The following is a 19315-nucleotide window of genomic DNA, read 5'->3' on the forward strand; positions in this document are numbered from 1 at the left end:
ATTTTTACTATTTAACCCTTTCAGAGTTTAAAACTCTGAAAGGGTTTGTTTTTATTTATACTCGGCAATTACGTCTTCAATCACGTCTTCAATCGTGGGTTGATCTGCAATAATAATGTTTTTTGTTACTTTCTCTAAGGCACTGGCAGTAGTCTCCCCGATGCAAAAACACATTTCTTTTTTAATAGTATTATCTTTTAAATAACTTTCGATACCTGACGGACTGAAAAACAAGATCGCATCTACAGGCGTTTTTATTTTTTGCGGTGTCAAAGTAGTCTGATATACTTCAATTTCGTTAAATTTCACCCCCGCTTCTTTCAGAGCTACCGGCAAAGTTTCCCGACGCAAATTGCCACTGAAAAAAGTATAACTTTCTGACGCATAGATTAAAGTGATGATTTCTGCCAAATCTGCCGCATATCCGGTATAAGCGATGACGTTAAAACCTGCCTCGGATAATAATATTTTGGTTTTTAAACCAACACAAAACACATTTTTTGATTTTAAGGCTTCAAAATCCGGATGATCCAATACGCTAAGAACCGCATTTTGGCTGGTAAAAATCAAATTTTCATTGATTTCATTTAGTTCAAAATGACTGTGTTGGGTGGAAATAAAATCAACTTCTGTCAAATCGAAATTGGCTTTTAAAAGTTCCTGTTTTTGGTTGTCCAAAAGTTTTTTTGTCGACAGTATGCGCATATTTTTATCTTTTGGGAGTTTTTAATTTTTCTTTTGCAGAGAGGCTTTGATTGCCTTCATCAATTCGGCGCCGCCATTTTCTAAAATTTCCTGGGCAGCATGAAAACCTAATTTCTTCCATTCTTCGATGGCGAAAATTTTATTCACCTCCATTTTCTCTTTTCCGTCCAATGAAAACAAAGCGCCCTGAAAATGAATGCTATCTTCCTCTTCGTTATATTTTGCCAAAGCTCCAATTGGTGCGGTACAACCGCCTTCCAATGTTCTTAGAAACTGTCTTTCAATATAGGTGCAAATTTCGGTTTCAATATCATTTAATTCAGACAAGGCGTCTAAAGTAAAATTGTCGTTTTGCATCGCCACCACAACCATCGCCCCTTGCGCAGGCGCAGGAATCATCCAATCTAAATCAATAAAATCCGTTGGTTTCAGGTTGATGCGTTCCAAACCGGCTGCGGCAAAAACGGCTCCATTCCAATCACTTTCCCGCAGTTTCTGCATTCGAGTGTTTATATTTCCGCGCAAATCGACCGTTTTATGAGTTGGGTATTTGTGCAACCATTGTGCCTGACGGCGCAAACTTCCGGTAGCAATTGTTCCGTTTCCTTCCAAAAAATCAAGATTTCCTTTATGGACTAAAACATCTACCGTATTGGCTCTTTCCAAAACTGCTGCTTGAACAATTCCTGTTGGCAAAGCCGTGGGAACATCTTTCATGGAATGCACCGCAATATCCACCTGACCATTGATCATGGCAATATCCAGCGTTTTTGTAAAAATTCCGGTTATGCCTAATTCGTAAAGCGGTTTGTCGAGAATGATATCACCGGTAGATTTTACGGCAACAATTTCGGTTTTATAACCTAAATCATTTAGCCTTTTCTCTACATTATGGGCTTGCCAAAGCGCGAGTTCGCTATCGCGGGTTCCTATTCGTATTATTTTATTCATTATTTTGCAGCAGTGCCAATTTTAAAAACTTTTTCAATCCACTCAATACTTTCATCCACCATGGTATTATCGTCTTTCAGGTGGTTAGCAAATTGTGTGGTTATTTTCTGAATGATTCTATTGCTGATGATTTCGGCTTGTTCTTCGTTGAAATCGGCAATTTTCTTACTTTGGAAATCCAATTCAGAAATTTTAATGGCATTCAGTTTTTCTTTTAGCGCATTAATGGTTGGGGCAAATTTTCTGCCTTTGGTCCAAGTAATGAACTCTTCTTTTATTTCTTCAATGATGGCTTCGGCAGCGGGAATATGAGTTTTTCTGTTTTCCAAAGTTTCATCTGTCAACTGTGACAAATAATCCATGTGAATTAATGTAACGCCTTCCAGCTCCTCGACATCTTCATTTACGTTTTTAGGAATGGATAAATCCAAAATCAACAGCGGTTTTTTAAGATTTAAAATCGCTTTGTCTACCGTAGGATTTTGTGCGCCGGTTGCCACTACGACAACATCCGCTTTTTGTAATTCCAAATGCAATTCAGAATAATCTTTTACGATCAAATTCAGTTTTCCCGCTAACTTTTCGGCTTTATCTTTGGTTCTGTTGATTAGCGTGATATGCTCATTTTTAGTGTGTTTCACTAAATTTTCGCAGGTATTTCTTCCTATTTTACCCGTTCCGAACAACAAAATGTTTTTATTTCCAATGTCTTCGACATTCTTGATAATATATTGAACCGAAGCAAAAGAAACAGAAGTAGCACCCGAACTGATTTCGGTATCCGTTTTTATTTTTTTACTGGCCTGAATCACGGCATTGACCAATCGCTCCATGAAAGTATTGGCAAGTCCAAAAGCTTTTGATTGTATAAAACTTGTTTTTATCTGTGAAATGATTTCGAAATCTCCAAGAATTTGGCTGTCCAAACCTGTCCCTACGCGAAACATGTGTCCAATGGCTTCTTGGTTTTTATACACAAATCCTACTTTTTGGAATGCTTCAACACTACCCTGACTATTCTCACAAATCAACTTGATTAATTGAAAAGGGTGTTCTGCAAATCCGTATATTTCAGTTCTATTACAAGTAGAAGTTAAGATCAAACTCTCGATTCCTTCGTTTTTTGCCTGCTCTAACAAACGTGTTTTAGCTGATGCGTCTAAGCTAAATTTACCCCTTATCTCGGCATCCGCTTTTTTATAGCTTAATCCAACTGCGTAAAAATAATGAGGCTTCGATTGTTTATTATTTTCCATATAAATACCTTTCAAGAAAGTGCAACAAAATTATCACTATAGTATTTATAAAAGTAACGCTAAAAGTACTTTTTGTATCGCTGTATGTTTTTTATTTCTAATCCGCTATTTTATCGCAAATTATGTTATTTTTGCAGTAAAATAAGGCTATCTCAAGTAACTTGTTTAGAGTGATTCTAAATAATTTCTACTGACAATTATCATGTTTTAAATTAAAAAATGTCGCTATGAGTTCTCAGGAAATAATTAAAATAGAAGATGATTTTACGCTAATTCGTTTTCAAAACGACAGCGCAACACCCTTTTTTGCCCAACGTGAAGTCAGCAGTGGCTTGATTCAATTTCATTTTGGATTAAAAGGCGGCGCTAAATTCATCTTCAATCAGGGAAATTATGCCTTGGAACTAAAAGAAGAAAAATCATTGCTATTGTACAATCCGCAAAAAGAATTGCCTTTAAATTTGGAACTTTCGCCTAATTCCTGGGTAATTTCGGTAATTATTTCGATCAAAAAATTCCACGCCTTATTTTCAACAGAGGCTGATTACATCACTTTTTTGAGCCCGGACAATAAAGACAAAAAATACTATAATGAGGGAAATGTAAGCCCTTCGATGGCTATTGTATTGAGTCAGCTGTTTCATTACAACCTGCATCCTTCGATAAAAAATCTATATTATAAAGGAAAGGGTTATGAATTACTGAGTTTATACTTTAACAGAACCGAAGATCCCAATGCCGAACAATGTCCGTTCCTGATCGATGAAGACAATGTAATCAAAATAAAAAAGGCCAAAGAGATCATCATTGCCAATATGGCCGAACCACCGGGTTTACAAGAACTGTCCGATGAAATAGGCTTGAATTTAAAGAAATTAAAAATGGGTTTCAAACAAATTTATGGCGATACTGTTTATGGCTTTCTTTTTGACTACAAAATGGATTTTGCCCGGAAACTTCTCGATAGCGGCTCCTACAATGTCAATGAAGTAGGATTAAAAATAGGCTACAGCACCGGAAGTCATTTCATCGCTGCATTTAAAAAGAAATTTGGCACCACCCCAAAAAAATACCTAATGTCTATTAATCCGAATACCTAAGACGATTGATTTTACGCATTAAACAATAAATAAAAAATTAGTTAATCCCAATTTATAAAAAAGTAAGTTTGTTTACTTTTATCAAAAACAAGACAAAAAATGAAAGGTGTATTATTAGTCAATTTAGGTTCTCCAGAAAGTCCAACTCCAAAAGACGTAAAGCCGTATTTAGATGAGTTTTTAATGGACAAATATGTAATTGATGTTCCATTTTTATTAAGGGCTTTATTGGTTCGCGGAATTATCCTAAGAAAAAGACCCGCCAAATCAGCCGAAGCATACGCTAAAATTTGGTGGGAAGAAGGGTCTCCTCTTGTGGTGCTTTCCAAAAGAATGTTTGAAAAAGTAAAACCGCAAGTCCAAGTTCCAATGGCTCTATCGATGCGTTATGGAAATCCTAACATCTATTCCGGTTTAAAAGAACTGGCTGACCAAGGGGTTACCGAAGTGTTACTTTTCCCATTGTACCCGCATCATGCGATGTCTTCTACGGTCACGGTTTTGGAAAAAGCCGAAGAAATCAGAAAAGAGCATTTTCCAAATATGAAATTCTCTTCGGTTCCCGCTTTTTACAATAAACCCGATTACATCAAAAACCTTTCTGATTCGATAAAAAACCATCTGCAGAACTTTGAATACGATCATTTGTTATTTTCGTATCACGGTTTACCGGAACGCCACATTCGCAAAACCGATGTCACTAAATCGCATTGCAAAATTGATGGCTCTTGTTGCAACACGCCTTCGCCGGCACATGAATTTTGTTACCGCCATCAATGCTACGAAACCACTAAACTGGTCGTGCAGCAGCTAGGCATTCCAGAAGGAAAATACAGCCAAACTTTTCAATCGCGATTAGCCGGTGACAAATGGCTAGAGCCTTATACTGATGTTGAAGTAAACAAAATGCCAGAAAAAGGAATACGAAAATTAGCGGTAGTAACCCCAGCTTTTGTGGCTGACTGTCTAGAAACTCTGGAGGAAATTGCCATGGAAGCCAATCACGAATTTAAAGCACATGGAGGAGAAGAATTTTTCGCAGTTCCTTGCTTAAACGATAGTGATGACTGGTGTAAAACGGTAAGTAACTGGATTAACGACTGGGCTTCTGCCAAATAAAAGGCCTATGGATTATTACAACTACCTCAAATCTTTACATCTTATTTTTGTAATTACCTGGTTTGCCGGTTTGTTTTATATTGTTCGCTTATTTGTTTACCAAATTGAAGCAGCACAAAAACCATCGCCAGAAAAAGAAATATTACAGACACAATACAAAATAATGAGCTACCGCTTGTGGTACATTATCACTTGGCCATCGGCAGTATTGGCGAGTATTTTTGCTTTTTGGATGCTGTTTTTCACTGACTTGGGACAATCTTGGCTACAAATGCCTTGGATGCATGTAAAACTTGGCTTCGTATTTGTGTTGTATTTGTACCATGGAAAATGCCATCAAATATTCAAACAATTGCAAAACGACCAAGTAAAATACACCACAAACTTTATGCGTTTATGGAATGAAGGTGCCACAATTATTCTTTTTGCTGTCGTCTTTTTAGTCGTTTTAAAAAATGCCTTCAACTGGATTTATGGGGTAATTGGAATATTTTTATTTTCTGTTTTAATCATGTTAGGTTTTAAATTTTATAAAAGAATTCGAGAGAAAAACCAATCTTAACTATGCTAAAAGGCTTCAAAATATCGATGCTTTCGTTACGAATTCGAATTTTTCTTTCGATGATCTTATTGATAATCGTCGCTTCCATTTTGTTAGCTTCTATTTCGATCATCCAATTTAAAAACGAAGCCAAAGAATACCATCAGGAAAGACTGGAACGCAAGGAAAATGCGGTAAAAGAGCACATCAATTACATACTTTCGACCACCACTTATCCGTTGACAAGCGAAAATTTAGATTTGATTTTCAAGGATAAGATTCACGAATTGGCACACATTCACAATATTGAGATTAACATTTATGATCTGGACGGAAAGCTGTTGAAATCCTCCAAAGAATCTTTCTCAGTAGACAAAGTTTCGCCGCCCATTCCAGAATACATCCTAAAGCTCGTTCGTTCTTCTATTGAAAAAAGATACGTAGACATCAAGACCATAAATGGCGTTAAAAACAGGTCGTCATTTACACAAATTAAGGATGATAAATTTAAGCCCTTGGGCGTTCTTAATTTACCTTATTTAGAGGATGATGGTTTTTATGAGAAGGAACTTCATAATTTCTTAATTCGCTTGAGTCAGGTATATTCTTTTATGCTTATTGTGGCTTTTGGACTTGCTTATTTCCTTTCTTCCTATATCACTAAATCATTAAAAACCATTTCGGATAAACTGAATGAAACCAGCTTAAACCAAAAAAACGAAAAAATTGTTCTGGAAGCCAGCAGTAAAGAAATCAACTTGCTGATTACCGCTTACAATCGAATGGTCGATGAATTAGAAAAAAGTGCCGTAAAACTCGCTCAGGGCGAGAGAGAAGGCGCTTGGCGTGAAATGGCCAAGCAAGTGGCGCACGAAATAAAAAATCCGTTGACGCCGATGCGATTAACGGTACAGAGTTTTCAGCGAAAATTTGATCCGAATGATCCCAACATCACTCAGAAAATGAAAGATTATTCAGAAACGCTGATTCAACAAATTGACACCATGAATGCGGTTGCCTCTGCTTTTTCAAATTTTGCTTCGATGCCTGCCCAGCAAAATGAAACACTCAACGTAGTGGAAGTGGTCGAACTAGCCTTGGATATATTTAATGAAGAACACATCAACTTTGAAAGTGAATCTCCGGTGATTGTTGCCAAAATAGACCGAACCCAACTCATTCGAATTATTACCAATCTGGTTAAAAATGCCATTCAATCCATACCGGAACAACAAGAAAAGAAAACGGTCTTCGTTTCTGTCAAAAAAGAATCCAACAATGTACTAATCACCGTGAAAGACAATGGCATAGGAATGAAGCCACAGGATATTGACCGCATATTTGAACCCAAATTTACCACTAAAAGCAGTGGAATGGGATTGGGTCTTGGTATTATAAAAAATATTATCGAAAATTATAAAGGAACGATTACCTTTGATACAGAACTTGGAAAAGGAACTCAATTCACCGTTTCGCTTCCAATAATTAACTCTTAAATTAGTACCATGAGCTACAAAAACATTTTAATCTCATCCGAAAATAGCATCGCAACAATAACCATCAATCGTCCAACAAAATTGAATGCTTTGAACAAAGCTACGATCAAAGAGTTGCATGAAGCCTTTGGTGAATTGGAAAAAAACTATGAAACCAGAGTAATTATTTTGACTGGAGCTGAAGAAAAAGCATTTGTTGCCGGTGCTGACATCGCTGAATTTGCCCATTTTTCTGTAGAAGAAGGCGTACAATTGGCAGCTCAAGGTCAAGAAATTTTATTCAACTTTGTGGAGAATCTCAAAATACCAGTTATTGCAGCCATCAACGGATTTGCCCTTGGGGGCGGATTAGAATTGGCCATGGCTTGTCATTTTAGAATTGCTTCCGACAACGCCAAAATGGGGCTTCCTGAAGTATCCTTAGGAGTAATCCCAGGTTATGGTGGTACCCAACGTTTGCCGCAATTAATAGGCAAAGGACGTGCCATGGAAATGATTATGACCGCCGGAATGATCACTGCTGATGAAGCTTACAGAACCGGTTTAGTGAATCATGTAGTCCCACAAAACGAACTTTTGGATTACTGCAACGGAATTGCACAAAGAATCATGAAAAACTCGCCATTAGCCATCAGTAAGGCAATTCGAGCAATCAATGCCAACTATAAAGACGGCGAGAATGGTTTTGAAACCGAAATAAAATCATTTGGAAAATGTTTTGGAACCGAAGATTTTAAAGAAGGAACCACCGCCTTTTTAGAGAAAAGAAAAGCGATATTTACCGGCGAATAAAAAACAATTCTATCTAACATAGAATACGAACCGCAAATGGTACAGACTTTAGCCTCTGAACATTTGCGGTTTTGCATTTAGAAAACAAAGTTTTTATAGATTTTAAGGACTTTTCCACTTACAACACTTAATTTTGCTCTTTCAAATGGAGCATTTCCAACATCTAAAAACAATCCTATGTCATTTCAACCTGTATTCGTTCAATTTTGGGAAAAGGTAAAAGAAAGCATCCAAAATGGTACCTATGCCAAATTAACTTTGGCGAAGACCATAGGAGATACCGAATTGAAAAACATCTATGTTCGTCCCGTTTTAAATGATGAAAAAAACGATTACAAACTTTCCTTAACAGCACGTTACAAAACCGAAGAAATTGAAAGTTTTCATACTGTAGATGAAGCTTTTATTGTTTTGGCTCCTTATATGAATAATCCGTTTTTGACGGCACTTTTATTCACAACCGAAAACGACATCACCTTTAAACTCAATAAAAAAAGAGTGGGAACCATAATCGAACAAGCGCCTACTTTTAAAAATGCTTCGGATGTGATTATCGAAATGAAAGAAAAAGGGATTATTTAAACAATAATTCCCAAGATCCTTATTTTTCGCCATCCCATTCAGCATAAAACTGCGAAAGGAAACCTTCCATATAACGGTGTCTTTCCTGCGCGATTTTTTTACCAGTGTCGGTATTCATTTTGTCTTTTAAGAGCAGTAGTTTTTCATAAAAATGATTAAGCGTTGGCGCTTCATTATTTTTATATTCCTCCTTAGTCATTTTAGTATTTGGCGCGATATTAGGGTCGTAAAGCATTCTGTTTTTAAAACCACCATAATTAAACGTTCTGGCAATTCCAATCGCTCCCAAAGCGTCTAAACGATCCGCATCTTGGACAATATCGAGTTCGATAGAAGTGAAATTTCTTTCTACATTTCCTCCTTTGAAAGAAATGTTTTCGATAATATTAATGACATGATTAATGATCACCTCATCGACTTGCTGTGATTCTAAAAAGCTTCTGGCAACACGAGGCCCTACAGTTTCATCACCATCATGAAATTTACTGTCGGCAATATCGTGCAACAAAGCGGCCAGTTTTATAACTTTTAGATCACCATTTTCAGTCGCTGCAATCAACAATGCATTTTTATAGACTCGTTCGATATGAAACCAATCGTGTCCGCCTTCGGCTTGATGGAGTTTCTCTTTTACAAAAGCAATCGTTTTACTGATGATATCGGTATTGTTCATTTTTTATAATTTTAAAAAAAATGTTGATTTTCAAAGCTTTCACACTTTAAAAACCAACATTTGTAATTTAGCTCAATTGCATTATCAAAATCTTAAAATTAACTTTCGTTAATTTTATAATCTTGCTGGTTCAACCCATTTGAAAATATGAGATTCTTTTGGGATAACTATTCTTTCCGAAATACGCGCCATACGAGCCGGTAATTTCATCAAATAATCACGCGCTTTCTCCGCTTCATCAGTTAGATTGCTAATTTTATCAATTTCCCATTTGTCAATTAATTTTTGCATGATATCTACATAATCATTGGCAGTATAAACCCCAATTCTTTGTGCCGAATCAGAAAAATGCTCAAAAGCAGAACTTATCTTTTGTCCCGATTCTCTCAGGAAATGAGCCGGCATCACGATTTTTTGCTTCATCATGTATTGAAAAGCAAGCATCATTTCGCTAGGATCCACTTTGAAAATTTGGTTTACAAATTCGCTATACGCATGGTGATGACGCATTTCGTCTCCTGCAATCATCTTACACATTTTGGACAATTTTTTATCGCCATAATTCTTAGCCAATTGGGAAACCCTATTGTGTGAAATATAGGTCGCCAATTCCTGGAAACTGGTGTAAACAAAGTTTTTATAAGGATCTCTTCCGGTTCCAATATCAAAACCATCATTGATAAGATGCTGCGTTGTCATTTCGATCTCGCGCATATTGACACGACCCGATAAGTACAAATATTTGTTCAACAAATCGCCGTGACGATTTTCTTCTCCTGTCCATTGGCGTACCCAGGTAGACCAGCCGTTTCTTTCTAAATTATCCACTCCCTCCACTTCCATCAACCAGTTTTCGTAGGTTGGCAAAGCTTCTTCGGTAATAGTATCTCCTACCATCGCAACCCAAAAGTCATAAGGTAAATCTTTAGAAATTTCACGTAATTCTTTTACTTCTTCCAAGAAATTATCACTTTCAGAATTTGGTAAAAAATCAGATGGCTGCCAGATTTGTTCCACAGGTATTAAATACTGATCAACATAGCTAGTCACGTTTTTTTCCAAAAACTGCATAACTTCTAATCGAATGTTTTTTATAGACATTTTATATAAATTAAAATTTTATTCCTTTTACTACTTCACTTTCCGTTTTCTCTATCAACTCTGGAAAATTATATTCACTTACCTTTAATGGCTTATGAATTACAAAGGTAAGACGATTTCCTAAACCTAAAGGAAAAAAACCGTATTTAACCATTTTCCAAGAATTATTAATGCTCACAGGAACCACATAGGCCGATGGTGCGTATTTGCATAATATTTTCAAACCGCTTTGGGCAAACTCCTTTGGCTTACCGGTTTTGCTTCGGGTTCCTTCGGGGAATATCACCGCCGAACGCTTGTTTTTTTCAATATATTCAGATAATTTTTTAATCTCCGGAATGGCTTGTTTGGGATCTTTTCGATCAATTAATGCCGAACCTCCGTGACGCAAATTAAAAGAAACACTTGGAATTCCTTTCCCTAACTCCTTCTTACTTACAAATTTACAATGGAAACGTCGCAAAAACCAAATCATAGCGATAATATCGTACATACTTTGATGATTGGACACAAAAATGATTGGGACTCCTTTGGGTATGCTGTCTATATTTTCAAAATGGTATCTTGTACCAATAAGATTAGTGCATTTCAACAAAAAAAAGTTCAGATAATCGACACTTTTTTTATGCGCCTGATAGCCAAAAAATTTCAGACAAATCCATTGAATCGGATGGAAAATCACCAACGTAAGTCCAAAACATAAATAATAAATTACGGATATGGGATACGAAATTATTTTTTGCATTCTTAAAAAATTAGCTGCAAAAGTAAGAAATAAATTTTTAGCGGTATTTAATTCTGAAACAATAAGTAGGTTTATCGTTTAATTGTACCTTTGTCAACAAAAATCTTTGCCTTTTTATACCAGAAAATGAAGTTCACTTATCCAAAAAACGAAAAACTAAAAAGTAAGACTAGCATTGGATTATTATTCTCTGAAGGCAAGTCGGTTTCTAAATATCCTTTGCGTTTGGTATTTCATTCGGGTTCATTAGACGAAAATGAAAAAATAAAAATGGGCGTTTCTGTCTCTAAAAGGAACTTTAAAAAAGCGGTAGACCGCAATTATTTTAAGCGTATTCTTCGCGAAACTTACCGCCTCAACAAGCATCTACTTATTGACAATCTGGACAAGCCCTATGCTTTCATGCTTTTTTACCAAACCAAAGACCGCTTGTCTTATGAAGAAATCAACACTAAAACGATTCAATTGTTTGAAAAATTCATCGCCCAAAACATAAAAAAAGACGCTACCATCAACGATGATAATTCAATAAAAGATTAATTTACAAAGTATTACAAGCTCTTCTTTAAGATTCCTTCATTAGCCGTCTTTATTATTGGTCATTTATTACTATTTTAGTAGTTCAATAATACTAGAACTACTACTGATGACTTCCTTTTTCCAAAAGAAATATATTATTCCTGTTGTCGCTTCGGCATTTTTATTTGTGGGCGCCAGTTTCAAAAACGACTTTTTTGAAATCGCCAAACAAATCGAGATATTCACCACTCTTTTCAAAGAGCTGAACACGAACTATGTCGACGAAACAAATCCCGGCGACCTCATGGACAAAGCCATCAAAGGCATGCTGGCCAACCTGGATCCTTACACCGTTTATTTTAACGAGCAGGATGTAATGCAGTATAAAATAAACAATACCGGAGAATACACTGGTATAGGCGCTTTGATTACCCGAAAAGAAAACAAACTGATCATACGAGAAGTCTACAAGAATTTTCCGGCTGACAAAGCCGGATTTAAAGCCGGAGACGAGATTATCCAAATTGGTGACGTTCTTTTGGCTGACTTCAAAGAAGATGCTTCCCAGCTGATGAGGGGAACAAAAAACACTAAAATTGATGTGAAATACATCCGTCAAAACAAAACCGGTACCGCCCAAATTGTTCTTGATGAAGTGGAGATCAAATCGGTTCCTTTTTTCGCAAAAATAGACGAGAAAACAGGATATATTGTTTTGGCACGCTTTAACAACAAAGCGGCTCTCGAAACCAAAGCCGCTCTTGAAGAACTAAAAAAACAAGGTGCCGAAAGAATTGTACTCGATTTAAGGGGGAATCCAGGAGGATTGCTACACGAGGCAGTAAATATCTGCAATTTATTTGTTCCTAAAAATGAGGTTATTGTCACCACCAAATCAAAAATAGAAAAGCACAACAACACCTACAAAACCGCTTTTGAACCCGTAGATACTCAAATTCCATTGGTTATTCTTATCAATGGTAAAAGTGCTTCGGCTTCAGAAATTGTTTCGGGAGCTTTACAGGATTTAGACCGCGCGGTTATTGTAGGAAGCCGCAGTTTTGGAAAAGGATTAGTGCAAAAACCGGTAGACTTGACTTACAACACTCAATTAAAAGTAACTATTTCGCGTTATTATACGCCTTCTGGCAGATGCATTCAGGCCTTAGATTACACCCATAAAGACAAAAACGGTCAGGCCAAAAGAACCGAAGAAAAGAATTTTAACGCTTTCAAAACCCGTAAGGGCAGAACCGTTTATGACGGTGGAGGAATTTTGCCGGATATTGCATTGGAGGAATCAAGCACAAGTGCTATTGCCAACGCCTTATTGAAAAATGACGGAATCTTTAATTATGTGACCCGCTATTATTTTAAAAACCCAAATCCGGGAGATCAAATTCCAAATTTTACCGCAGCAGATTATCAGGATTTCAAACAGTTTTTGAAAACCGAAAAATTCTCTTTTGACACTGAAACCGAGTTGGCTCTGAAAAAAACTTTGGCTATGGCTAAAAAAGAAAGTATAGATGCCACAATCAGCAATGAATACCAACAGTTACTTACTGCTTTGCAAAAAAGTGAGGAAACGCTGTTGGATAAAAATCAAGAAGAAATCAAGAAATTAATTCTGGCAGAGATCATAAAACGCTATCAATATCAAGAAGGGCTGTATCAATATTATCTAAAAAACAGTGCCGAAATCAAGAAATCGGTCTCTATTTTGAACAATAGTGCCGACTATAAAAGCATACTCAAAATATAACTATTCTTTTTTCATCTCAATATGCGGAATGTCGTCTTCCAGATACATTTCGCTGGTTTGCACAAAACCGTGGCTTTCGTAGAATTTTTTCAGATACAATTGAGCACCAATTGTAATCTTGCTTTCGCCAAAATGATGCGCTACACCGGCAATGGCTTCCCGCATTAAATCATGTCCCCATTTCCTGTCCCGGTAATTTGCATCGACCACAACTCTGCCTATTGACGCATTATCAAAACTGATTCCGGCTTTAAAAAGTCGGGCGTGGGCCACGATTTTACCTTCAAATTCGCCAAAAAGATGCAATGCAAGCTTATCCTTACCATCTAAATCAAGATAGACACAGTTTTGCTCCACTACAAAGATCTCGCTTCTTAATTGAAGCAAATCATACAGTTCATCAACTGATAGTTCCTTAAAAGGCTTTATTTTCCACTGTAACCCCATATTTTTATTTTTTATCCCTTTTATTTTGAAAATCTATACTAAGATGAATTCAAAACTACATTTCACTATTTAATTCTTGACAATACTAACCGATTTAATAATCGACTCCAATTCATGCATTAAGTCCCTTTTTTCTTTTGAAGGCGAATAACAAAAGCCTTCTAAAACTAAAAGCCTGTCGTGTTCTTCATCAACTATCGCATAATTGACAAATGGCCCCGACATAAAATCATTCTTTACTTCCCAGGTTCCTTTGGTTTCATAAGTCAATTTACCGTCCTGTTTTATTTTAAAAAAATAAGGCGCATAAGCTTCTTCGGTCATCATATCCGTATTGGCTTCTTTCCCATGAATATACAAATGCCCGATAGAATCCCTTATTTTGATGACATTAGACACTAAGTTAGCACCTTTTTTAAACGAGTTTAATGGCAATTGATAAATTAATAAACTCGTATTTCCGCTGACGATTTCTTTCTTAAGCCAAATAAAATTATCTTTCTGAAGCACCTGCTCATAACTGGAAGGAATCTCGATTTTGATCTTAAACTTATTGTTAATCGCTTTAGCATTCATCAATGACATTCTATTGAGTCTTTGTTTTTCAGCAATTTCCGTTTGATGAATAATCTGAATCATTTTGGGCGAATTTTTTTCAAGAATTTCCAAAATGGCTCCAGCTGTTTTCCCTGTGATATGAAATACATTTTGAGGTGCGGCACATTGATTTTCCTTGATTTGGAATTTATTCTCATTGCCTTTTTTAATCACAATAATGTTTCGGCAATCGGTCATAAATCCTTCCATCAGTTTGACGGGGTACTGATTTATGGTAAAAAGAGGTTCTTCCTGCGGCAAGCCAATCACGGGAGAAGCAAACTTATTCCGAATGTTGTCCCCTATCTCGCCATTCCACCACAAGTCATCAACGATAACCGAGATACTATTGATTTTTCCGGCAGTTTTTTTAGGCAAATCGGCATCCTCTTTTTTACATGAAAAAAGAAGCAGAGAGATAAAAAGATATAAAAAATGGGTTTTATTCATTAGAATTCAGTTATAAAACAAAACCAAATTTCAGAGAGAAACATCATGTTATCCTCCAATTTTTAATTTCATTCCGGGTTTAATTTCTTCACCGCTAATATCGTTCCACTTTTTAATATCTGAAACCGTTACGCCTGGATATTTTTTGGCAATACTGTACAAAGAATCCCCTTTTTGGACAAAATAACTGCTTTCTTGTTTTGGAACAACGGCTACATTCCCTTTTTTCTTGAATGTACTTATACTTAACTGCTTAGTATTGCTTTCTAAATCCTCCTTGCCAACAATCAAATTATGTCCCAAAACAATATTATTGTCGGACAGATTGTTCCATTGTTTTAAATCGGTTAAAGTTATACCAAACTTTTTAGCAATATTGCCTAGATTGTCGCCTTTTTGAACAATATATTCCCTGTTTTTCAAATCCGTATTCGACACAACAATTTCTTCAGCGTCATTCTCGATGGCGGTCAATCTTAATGAAGCACCCAATTGAATAGCATCACCGCTAAGATGATTCCATTCTTTAATTTGGGCAACAGTCACATTATTATTTTTGGCAATCGCATTTAGATTATCCCCTTTTTGAACAATATAAAAGCTTGCAGTAGCCGCTAAGGAATCTTTACTAACTTCTTTTGCAATTTTTGTTGTTTTGGTATTTTTGGCTTGAGTAGCGGCTATTTCAATTTTTGGCTCATTCTTTACGGTTTTTACTCTATTTTCCGTACTTATGATTTTCAAGCTTTTCCCAGCAGCAATTGTATTCCCTTTGATTCCGTTCCACTTTTTTAAATCGGTTACAGAGACATCGTATTTATCAGCAATTGCGCCCAGATTATCCCCTCTTCTCACCTTGTAATATTTTGTTCTGGTTTGAGAAACCGTTTGGCTTGCTATAGCAATTGAAGGCTGAAATGGACTTTCTTTTTGTTCTAATTGATACTGAGCATAGGCATAAATTTTATCCTCGTTAGAAGTAAAAACAGCGATTTTATCCAGCGGCAATCGCAGATAATGATTTTTATCTTTATAAAAAGGCACTAAATTTAACTTGTAAGACGGATTCAATAACTGCAGTTGTGAAACAGGAACATCCAGTAAATCGGAAATTTGCTTAAACGAAATTTCTCTTTTGATCATTATGGTATCAGTCGCAAAATGAGGTACCTCAGCCCTATCAGGAACAATTCCATGTTCTTTTCGATAAGTATACAAATACATGGTTGCCAAAAAAGCGGGAACATAACCTTGGGTTTCTTTGGGAAGGTTTTTTCTAATATTCCAATAATTTTGCTTCCCCCCAGAACGCCTGATGGCTTTAGAAACATTTCCAGGACCCGAATTATAAGCCGCCAATACCAGCTCCCAATCTCCAAAAATAGCGTGCATATTGGTCATGTATTGTGAGGCTGCTGCTGTCGCTTTTAGAGGGTCACTGCGTTCGTCTACATAAGAATCAATAGTAAGATTGTATTGTTTTCCGGTATGATACATGAACTGCCACAGTCCTGTAGCACCCATTTTAGACACCGCTTTTGGATTTAAAGCCGACTCCACAACGGCCAAATATTTCATTTCTAAAGGGACATTGTTTTTGGCAAACTCTTCTTCGAATAGTGGAAAATAATATTCAGAAATGGCCATCAATCGTCCAAACGATTTTTTCCTGTATTTCAAGAAGGATTTAATAACGTTTTCAAGACTTGGATTGTATTCAATTCTAAAGGGTGATTTGGCATTCATTTCTGCCAGCCTCGATTGCAGCAATTCGGTAGAAAGTTCATAATCTACTTTCTCATCAACATTAATGTTTTCAATATCATTAGTGATGTCGTTATACAAATCCAGATCAGTCAATTCCTTTATCCATAAACTATCGACACAGGAAGCCAAATCATCATTGACGAAGGTTTTTTTTATCGAATCTAAGTACGATAGCTTTTTCTCAACAATAGAAATTCCTTTGTTTTCGGCAACTTCTTGCGAAAACAAAGGAATTGATATTAATAAGAATAGTAGGGTGGCATTTTTTATATTCATCTCTTTTTTTTTGTCAACTTACTAAATTATAAATAATTAAAAATCACTTATTTTACAAACTTAACAGCTTACAACTAAAAAATTGAATAAATATTGTTAAAAATGCAATTTTTAGTCTAGTATTGCAGCAATACCCGGCAATGTTCTACCTTCTAACATTTCTAACATAGCACCTCCACCAGTAGAAACGTAACTCATTTTATCCTCCAAACCAAATTGTTTCACTGCCGCAACAGAGTCTCCACCTCCTACAAGAGAGAACGCTCCATTTGCCGTAGCAGCAGCTATATAGTTTCCAAGTGCTATGGTTCCTTTGGCGAAAGCCTCCATTTCAAAAACACCCAATGGTCCATTCCAAAGGATTGTTTTAGACTCCATGATCACTTTCTCAAAATTAGCCAATGATTTAGGACCGGCATCTAATCCTTCCCAACCATCTGGAATCTCTCTCACGTCAACAATTTGAGTGTTGGCGGTATTCGAAAAATCGTCTGCAGCAACAACATCAACCGGAATGTGGATTTGAACTCCTTTTTCTTTAGCTAATCTTAATATTTCTAAGGCCAATTCTTGTTTATCGTCTTCACAAATAGAGTTCCCCACTTTTCCGCCTAAGGCTTTGACAAAAGTAAAGGTCATTCCACCACCGATGATCATGTGATCTACTTTGTCCAAAATATTTTCGATAACCGTAATTTTAGAAGATACTTTTGAACCACCAAGAACTGCCGTTACGGGTTTCTCGCTATCTTTTAATACTTTATTCAAACTTTCAATTTCTTTGGCCAACAACAATCCAAAACATTTTTCCGTTGGAAAAAACTGTGCAATAATTGTAGTCGAAGCGTGTGCTCTATGAGCTGTTCCAAAGGCATCATTTACATAAATATCGCCCAACGAAGCCAATTCTTTTGCAAAAGCAACATCACCTGCTTCTTCTTCGGCATGAAAACGTAAATTTTCCAATAACAAAACTTCTCCCGATTTTAAATTTGAAGCCGCTGTGGTAGCTTCAACACCAACACAGTTTGAAGCAAACTGAACCGGAACTCCAAGCACTTCTGAAGTTGTTTTCAAAATGTGTTTCAAAGAATATTTTTCTTCCACTCCTTTTGGTCGTCCCAAATGCGACATTAAAATCACGCTTCCACCTTGAGCAAGAATGGCATCAATGGTTGGTTTTGCTGCTTCTATTCGGGTTGCATCTGTTACGTTAAAATTCTCATCCAAAGGGACATTAAAATCAACGCGGATTATTGCTTTTTTATTTTTAAAATCAAAGTTGTTCAAAGTTTTCATTTAGGTCTGTTTTTTGTTTTTAAAGAACAGCAAATATAAGACTTTTAGACTCGCTACAAATTTGAAAAAATTAAAAAAACAGACTTTAAATCAACGAAATCGTTGTAATTTAATAAAAAAAATATGTTTTATTAAATAAGAATCAAGCAATTGCCTATTTTAGTCATGCACCGGGCTCTGCGTACAAGGGCAATTACTAATGCCTTGCAGAAAATCAATTCCTATGGTAACCACATGCGTCCCTGAATTGAATGAAGCAAGTTGGTTCGTGGTCAACTGGTATGAATAGGCAAAATAAAAATTAGACTTCTTAAAACCCATCATTGGCCCTACATTCAAGGGTTTAAAAAACTGGTCATTCAAGAAACGATAGGAAGCGCCAATCCAGTAATAATCATCGTATCTGTCAAATTTTCTGTACTTTATATTCACGTCAGTACTCGAACGACCGTCACTGGCAAAATATTGATAAAAAACGGAAGGTTCAAATTCAGCCCGACCGTCATTCATACTTTTAAAAACATAACCCGAATACACTTGGTAATTTCTTAATAAAACAGGCTCCACTCCCGAAAATCGATCAGCATTCTTATTCAAAATATTGCTGGCATTCATGCTCAAATAATACGACTTATTTCTATATAGTAAACCCACTTCAAAGTTGTTGTTGGACACAAACCTATTGTCGGTAATACTGGGATCCAAAACCGGCTTCTCATAAGTCGTATTGAACTTATCAATATCAATTTTAAAATTATTGATATTGTAAGACATTCCAAAAGACAAATACTGCTTAGAATAATAATCCAGAATCAAGTGGTGTGCAAAAGAGAATTTGGCACCAGTTTGCCTTGTATGTCCGTTACTGTCATTATAAAAAGAAAGTCCTACCCCAGATTGATCCGCAATTCTAAAATCGGCATAAACTGATTGATTGTTTGGGGCGTCTTTTATGCCCACCCATTGGGTCAATCCATTGGCTCTAATTTTAAGATTATCACCAATCCCGGCAAATGTAGGTGAAATTACAAAATGATTATCAGCAAGATATTGCGTAAAAACCGGTAAATTTAACTCCTGACTGTAACCCGAAGTTACAGCCAAAAGTAGTAATGATGCTATTATTTTTTTCAT

The 19315-nt window shown here is 36.3% G+C and carries 19 protein-coding genes; 8 read left to right on the plus strand and 11 right to left on the minus strand.

Going from position 1 to position 19315, the window contains the following annotated elements:
* Positions 1 to 51 precede the first annotated feature (51 nt).
* The 3 genes from BUB25_RS03820 to hemA are packed head-to-tail and all read right to left on the minus strand — an operon-like array spanning position 52 to position 2912.
* Positions 52 to 705, minus strand: a complete 654-nt coding sequence (locus BUB25_RS03820; protein WP_072940230.1) for a uroporphyrinogen-III synthase — start codon at positions 703 to 705, stop codon at positions 52 to 54.
* A gap of 21 nt (positions 706 to 726) precedes the next feature.
* Entirely contained in the window at positions 727 to 1656 is a 930-nt protein-coding gene (gene hemC / locus BUB25_RS03825) for a hydroxymethylbilane synthase (RefSeq protein WP_072940234.1), read from the minus strand.
* Positions 1656 to 2912: a glutamyl-tRNA reductase gene (gene hemA / locus BUB25_RS03830; RefSeq protein ID WP_072940236.1), complete on the minus strand. Its 1257-nt coding sequence runs from the start codon at positions 2910 to 2912 to the stop codon at positions 1656 to 1658. The genes hemC and hemA overlap by 1 nt, the downstream gene beginning before the upstream one ends.
* Positions 2913 to 3139: 227 nt before the next feature.
* On the opposite strand from hemA, the gene BUB25_RS03835 reads away from it, so the two are divergent.
* The 6 genes from BUB25_RS03835 to BUB25_RS03860 all read left to right on the plus strand — a co-directional run bounded on the left by BUB25_RS03835 (position 3140) and on the right by BUB25_RS03860 (position 8542).
* Positions 3140 to 4012 (plus strand): helix-turn-helix domain-containing protein, encoded by an 873-nt coding sequence (locus BUB25_RS03835; protein ID WP_072940239.1) that lies wholly within the window; start codon positions 3140 to 3142, stop codon positions 4010 to 4012.
* A 99-nt stretch (positions 4013 to 4111) separates the two neighbouring features.
* The gene (hemH, locus tag BUB25_RS03840) at positions 4112 to 5131 is read left to right on the plus strand and encodes a ferrochelatase (RefSeq protein ID WP_072940242.1); all 1020 of its coding nucleotides are present in this window, start codon (positions 4112 to 4114) and stop codon (positions 5129 to 5131) included.
* A 7-nt stretch (positions 5132 to 5138) separates the two neighbouring features.
* The gene (locus BUB25_RS03845) at positions 5139 to 5693 is read left to right on the plus strand and encodes a CopD family protein (RefSeq protein WP_072940245.1); all 555 of its coding nucleotides are present in this window, start codon (positions 5139 to 5141) and stop codon (positions 5691 to 5693) included.
* Positions 5694 to 5752: 59 nt separating this feature from the next.
* Positions 5753 to 7168: a sensor histidine kinase gene (locus BUB25_RS03850; protein WP_072941001.1), complete on the plus strand. Its 1416-nt coding sequence runs from the start codon at positions 5753 to 5755 to the stop codon at positions 7166 to 7168.
* 9 nt (positions 7169 to 7177) lie between these two features.
* Positions 7178 to 7960 carry an enoyl-CoA hydratase/isomerase family protein gene (locus BUB25_RS03855; protein WP_072940248.1) on the plus strand — a complete coding sequence of 261 codons (783 nt, stop codon included), beginning with the start codon at positions 7178 to 7180 and terminating at the stop codon, positions 7958 to 7960.
* Positions 7961 to 8137: 177 nt separating this feature from the next.
* Positions 8138 to 8542: a hypothetical protein gene (locus BUB25_RS03860; protein ID WP_072940251.1), complete on the plus strand. Its 405-nt coding sequence runs from the start codon at positions 8138 to 8140 to the stop codon at positions 8540 to 8542.
* 19 nt (positions 8543 to 8561) lie between these two features.
* Here BUB25_RS03860 and BUB25_RS03865 read toward each other — a convergent pair whose 3' ends face one another.
* From BUB25_RS03865 to BUB25_RS03875, 3 genes are all read right to left on the minus strand, one after another.
* Positions 8562 to 9215 carry an HD domain-containing protein gene (locus BUB25_RS03865; protein WP_072940254.1) on the minus strand — a complete coding sequence of 218 codons (654 nt, stop codon included), beginning with the start codon at positions 9213 to 9215 and terminating at the stop codon, positions 8562 to 8564.
* Between the two features lie 114 nt (positions 9216 to 9329).
* Entirely contained in the window at positions 9330 to 10316 is a 987-nt protein-coding gene (locus BUB25_RS03870; RefSeq protein ID WP_072940257.1) for an acyl-ACP desaturase, read from the minus strand.
* A gap of 10 nt (positions 10317 to 10326) precedes the next feature.
* Positions 10327 to 11061 carry a lysophospholipid acyltransferase family protein gene (locus BUB25_RS03875; RefSeq protein ID WP_072940261.1) on the minus strand — a complete coding sequence of 245 codons (735 nt, stop codon included), beginning with the start codon at positions 11059 to 11061 and terminating at the stop codon, positions 10327 to 10329.
* A gap of 126 nt (positions 11062 to 11187) precedes the next feature.
* On the opposite strand from BUB25_RS03875, the gene rnpA reads away from it, so the two are divergent.
* Together rnpA and BUB25_RS03885 are read left to right on the plus strand one after the other, a co-directional pair.
* Entirely contained in the window at positions 11188 to 11601 is a 414-nt protein-coding gene (gene rnpA, locus BUB25_RS03880) for a ribonuclease P protein component (protein ID WP_072940264.1), read from the plus strand.
* A gap of 106 nt (positions 11602 to 11707) precedes the next feature.
* Positions 11708 to 13345 carry a S41 family peptidase gene (locus tag BUB25_RS03885; protein ID WP_072940267.1) on the plus strand — a complete coding sequence of 546 codons (1638 nt, stop codon included), beginning with the start codon at positions 11708 to 11710 and terminating at the stop codon, positions 13343 to 13345.
* Here the strand turns inward: BUB25_RS03885 and BUB25_RS03890 are convergent, their stop codons facing one another.
* The 5 genes from BUB25_RS03890 to BUB25_RS03910 all read right to left on the minus strand — a co-directional run bounded on the left by BUB25_RS03890 (position 13346) and on the right by BUB25_RS03910 (position 19315).
* A complete protein-coding gene (locus BUB25_RS03890) occupies positions 13346 to 13792 on the minus strand; it encodes a GNAT family N-acetyltransferase (protein ID WP_072940270.1) in 447 nt (148 codons plus the stop codon). It abuts the gene before it with no gap.
* A 69-nt stretch (positions 13793 to 13861) separates the two neighbouring features.
* A complete protein-coding gene (locus BUB25_RS03895) occupies positions 13862 to 14839 on the minus strand; it encodes a DUF4837 family protein (protein WP_072940273.1) in 978 nt (325 codons plus the stop codon).
* A 48-nt stretch (positions 14840 to 14887) separates the two neighbouring features.
* Positions 14888 to 16882, minus strand: a complete 1995-nt coding sequence (locus BUB25_RS03900) for a LysM peptidoglycan-binding domain-containing protein (protein ID WP_072940276.1) — start codon at positions 16880 to 16882, stop codon at positions 14888 to 14890.
* 111 nt (positions 16883 to 16993) lie between these two features.
* On the minus strand, positions 16994 to 18181 hold the full coding sequence (locus BUB25_RS03905; RefSeq protein WP_072940278.1) for a phosphoglycerate kinase: 1188 nt from the start codon (positions 18179 to 18181) through the stop codon (positions 16994 to 16996).
* Positions 18182 to 18340: 159 nt separating this feature from the next.
* Entirely contained in the window at positions 18341 to 19315 is a 975-nt protein-coding gene (locus tag BUB25_RS03910) for a PorP/SprF family type IX secretion system membrane protein (RefSeq protein WP_072940282.1), read from the minus strand.

It is taken from the genome of Flavobacterium granuli (genome assembly GCF_900129705.1).
GTDB lineage: Bacteria > Bacteroidota > Bacteroidia > Flavobacteriales > Flavobacteriaceae > Flavobacterium > Flavobacterium granuli.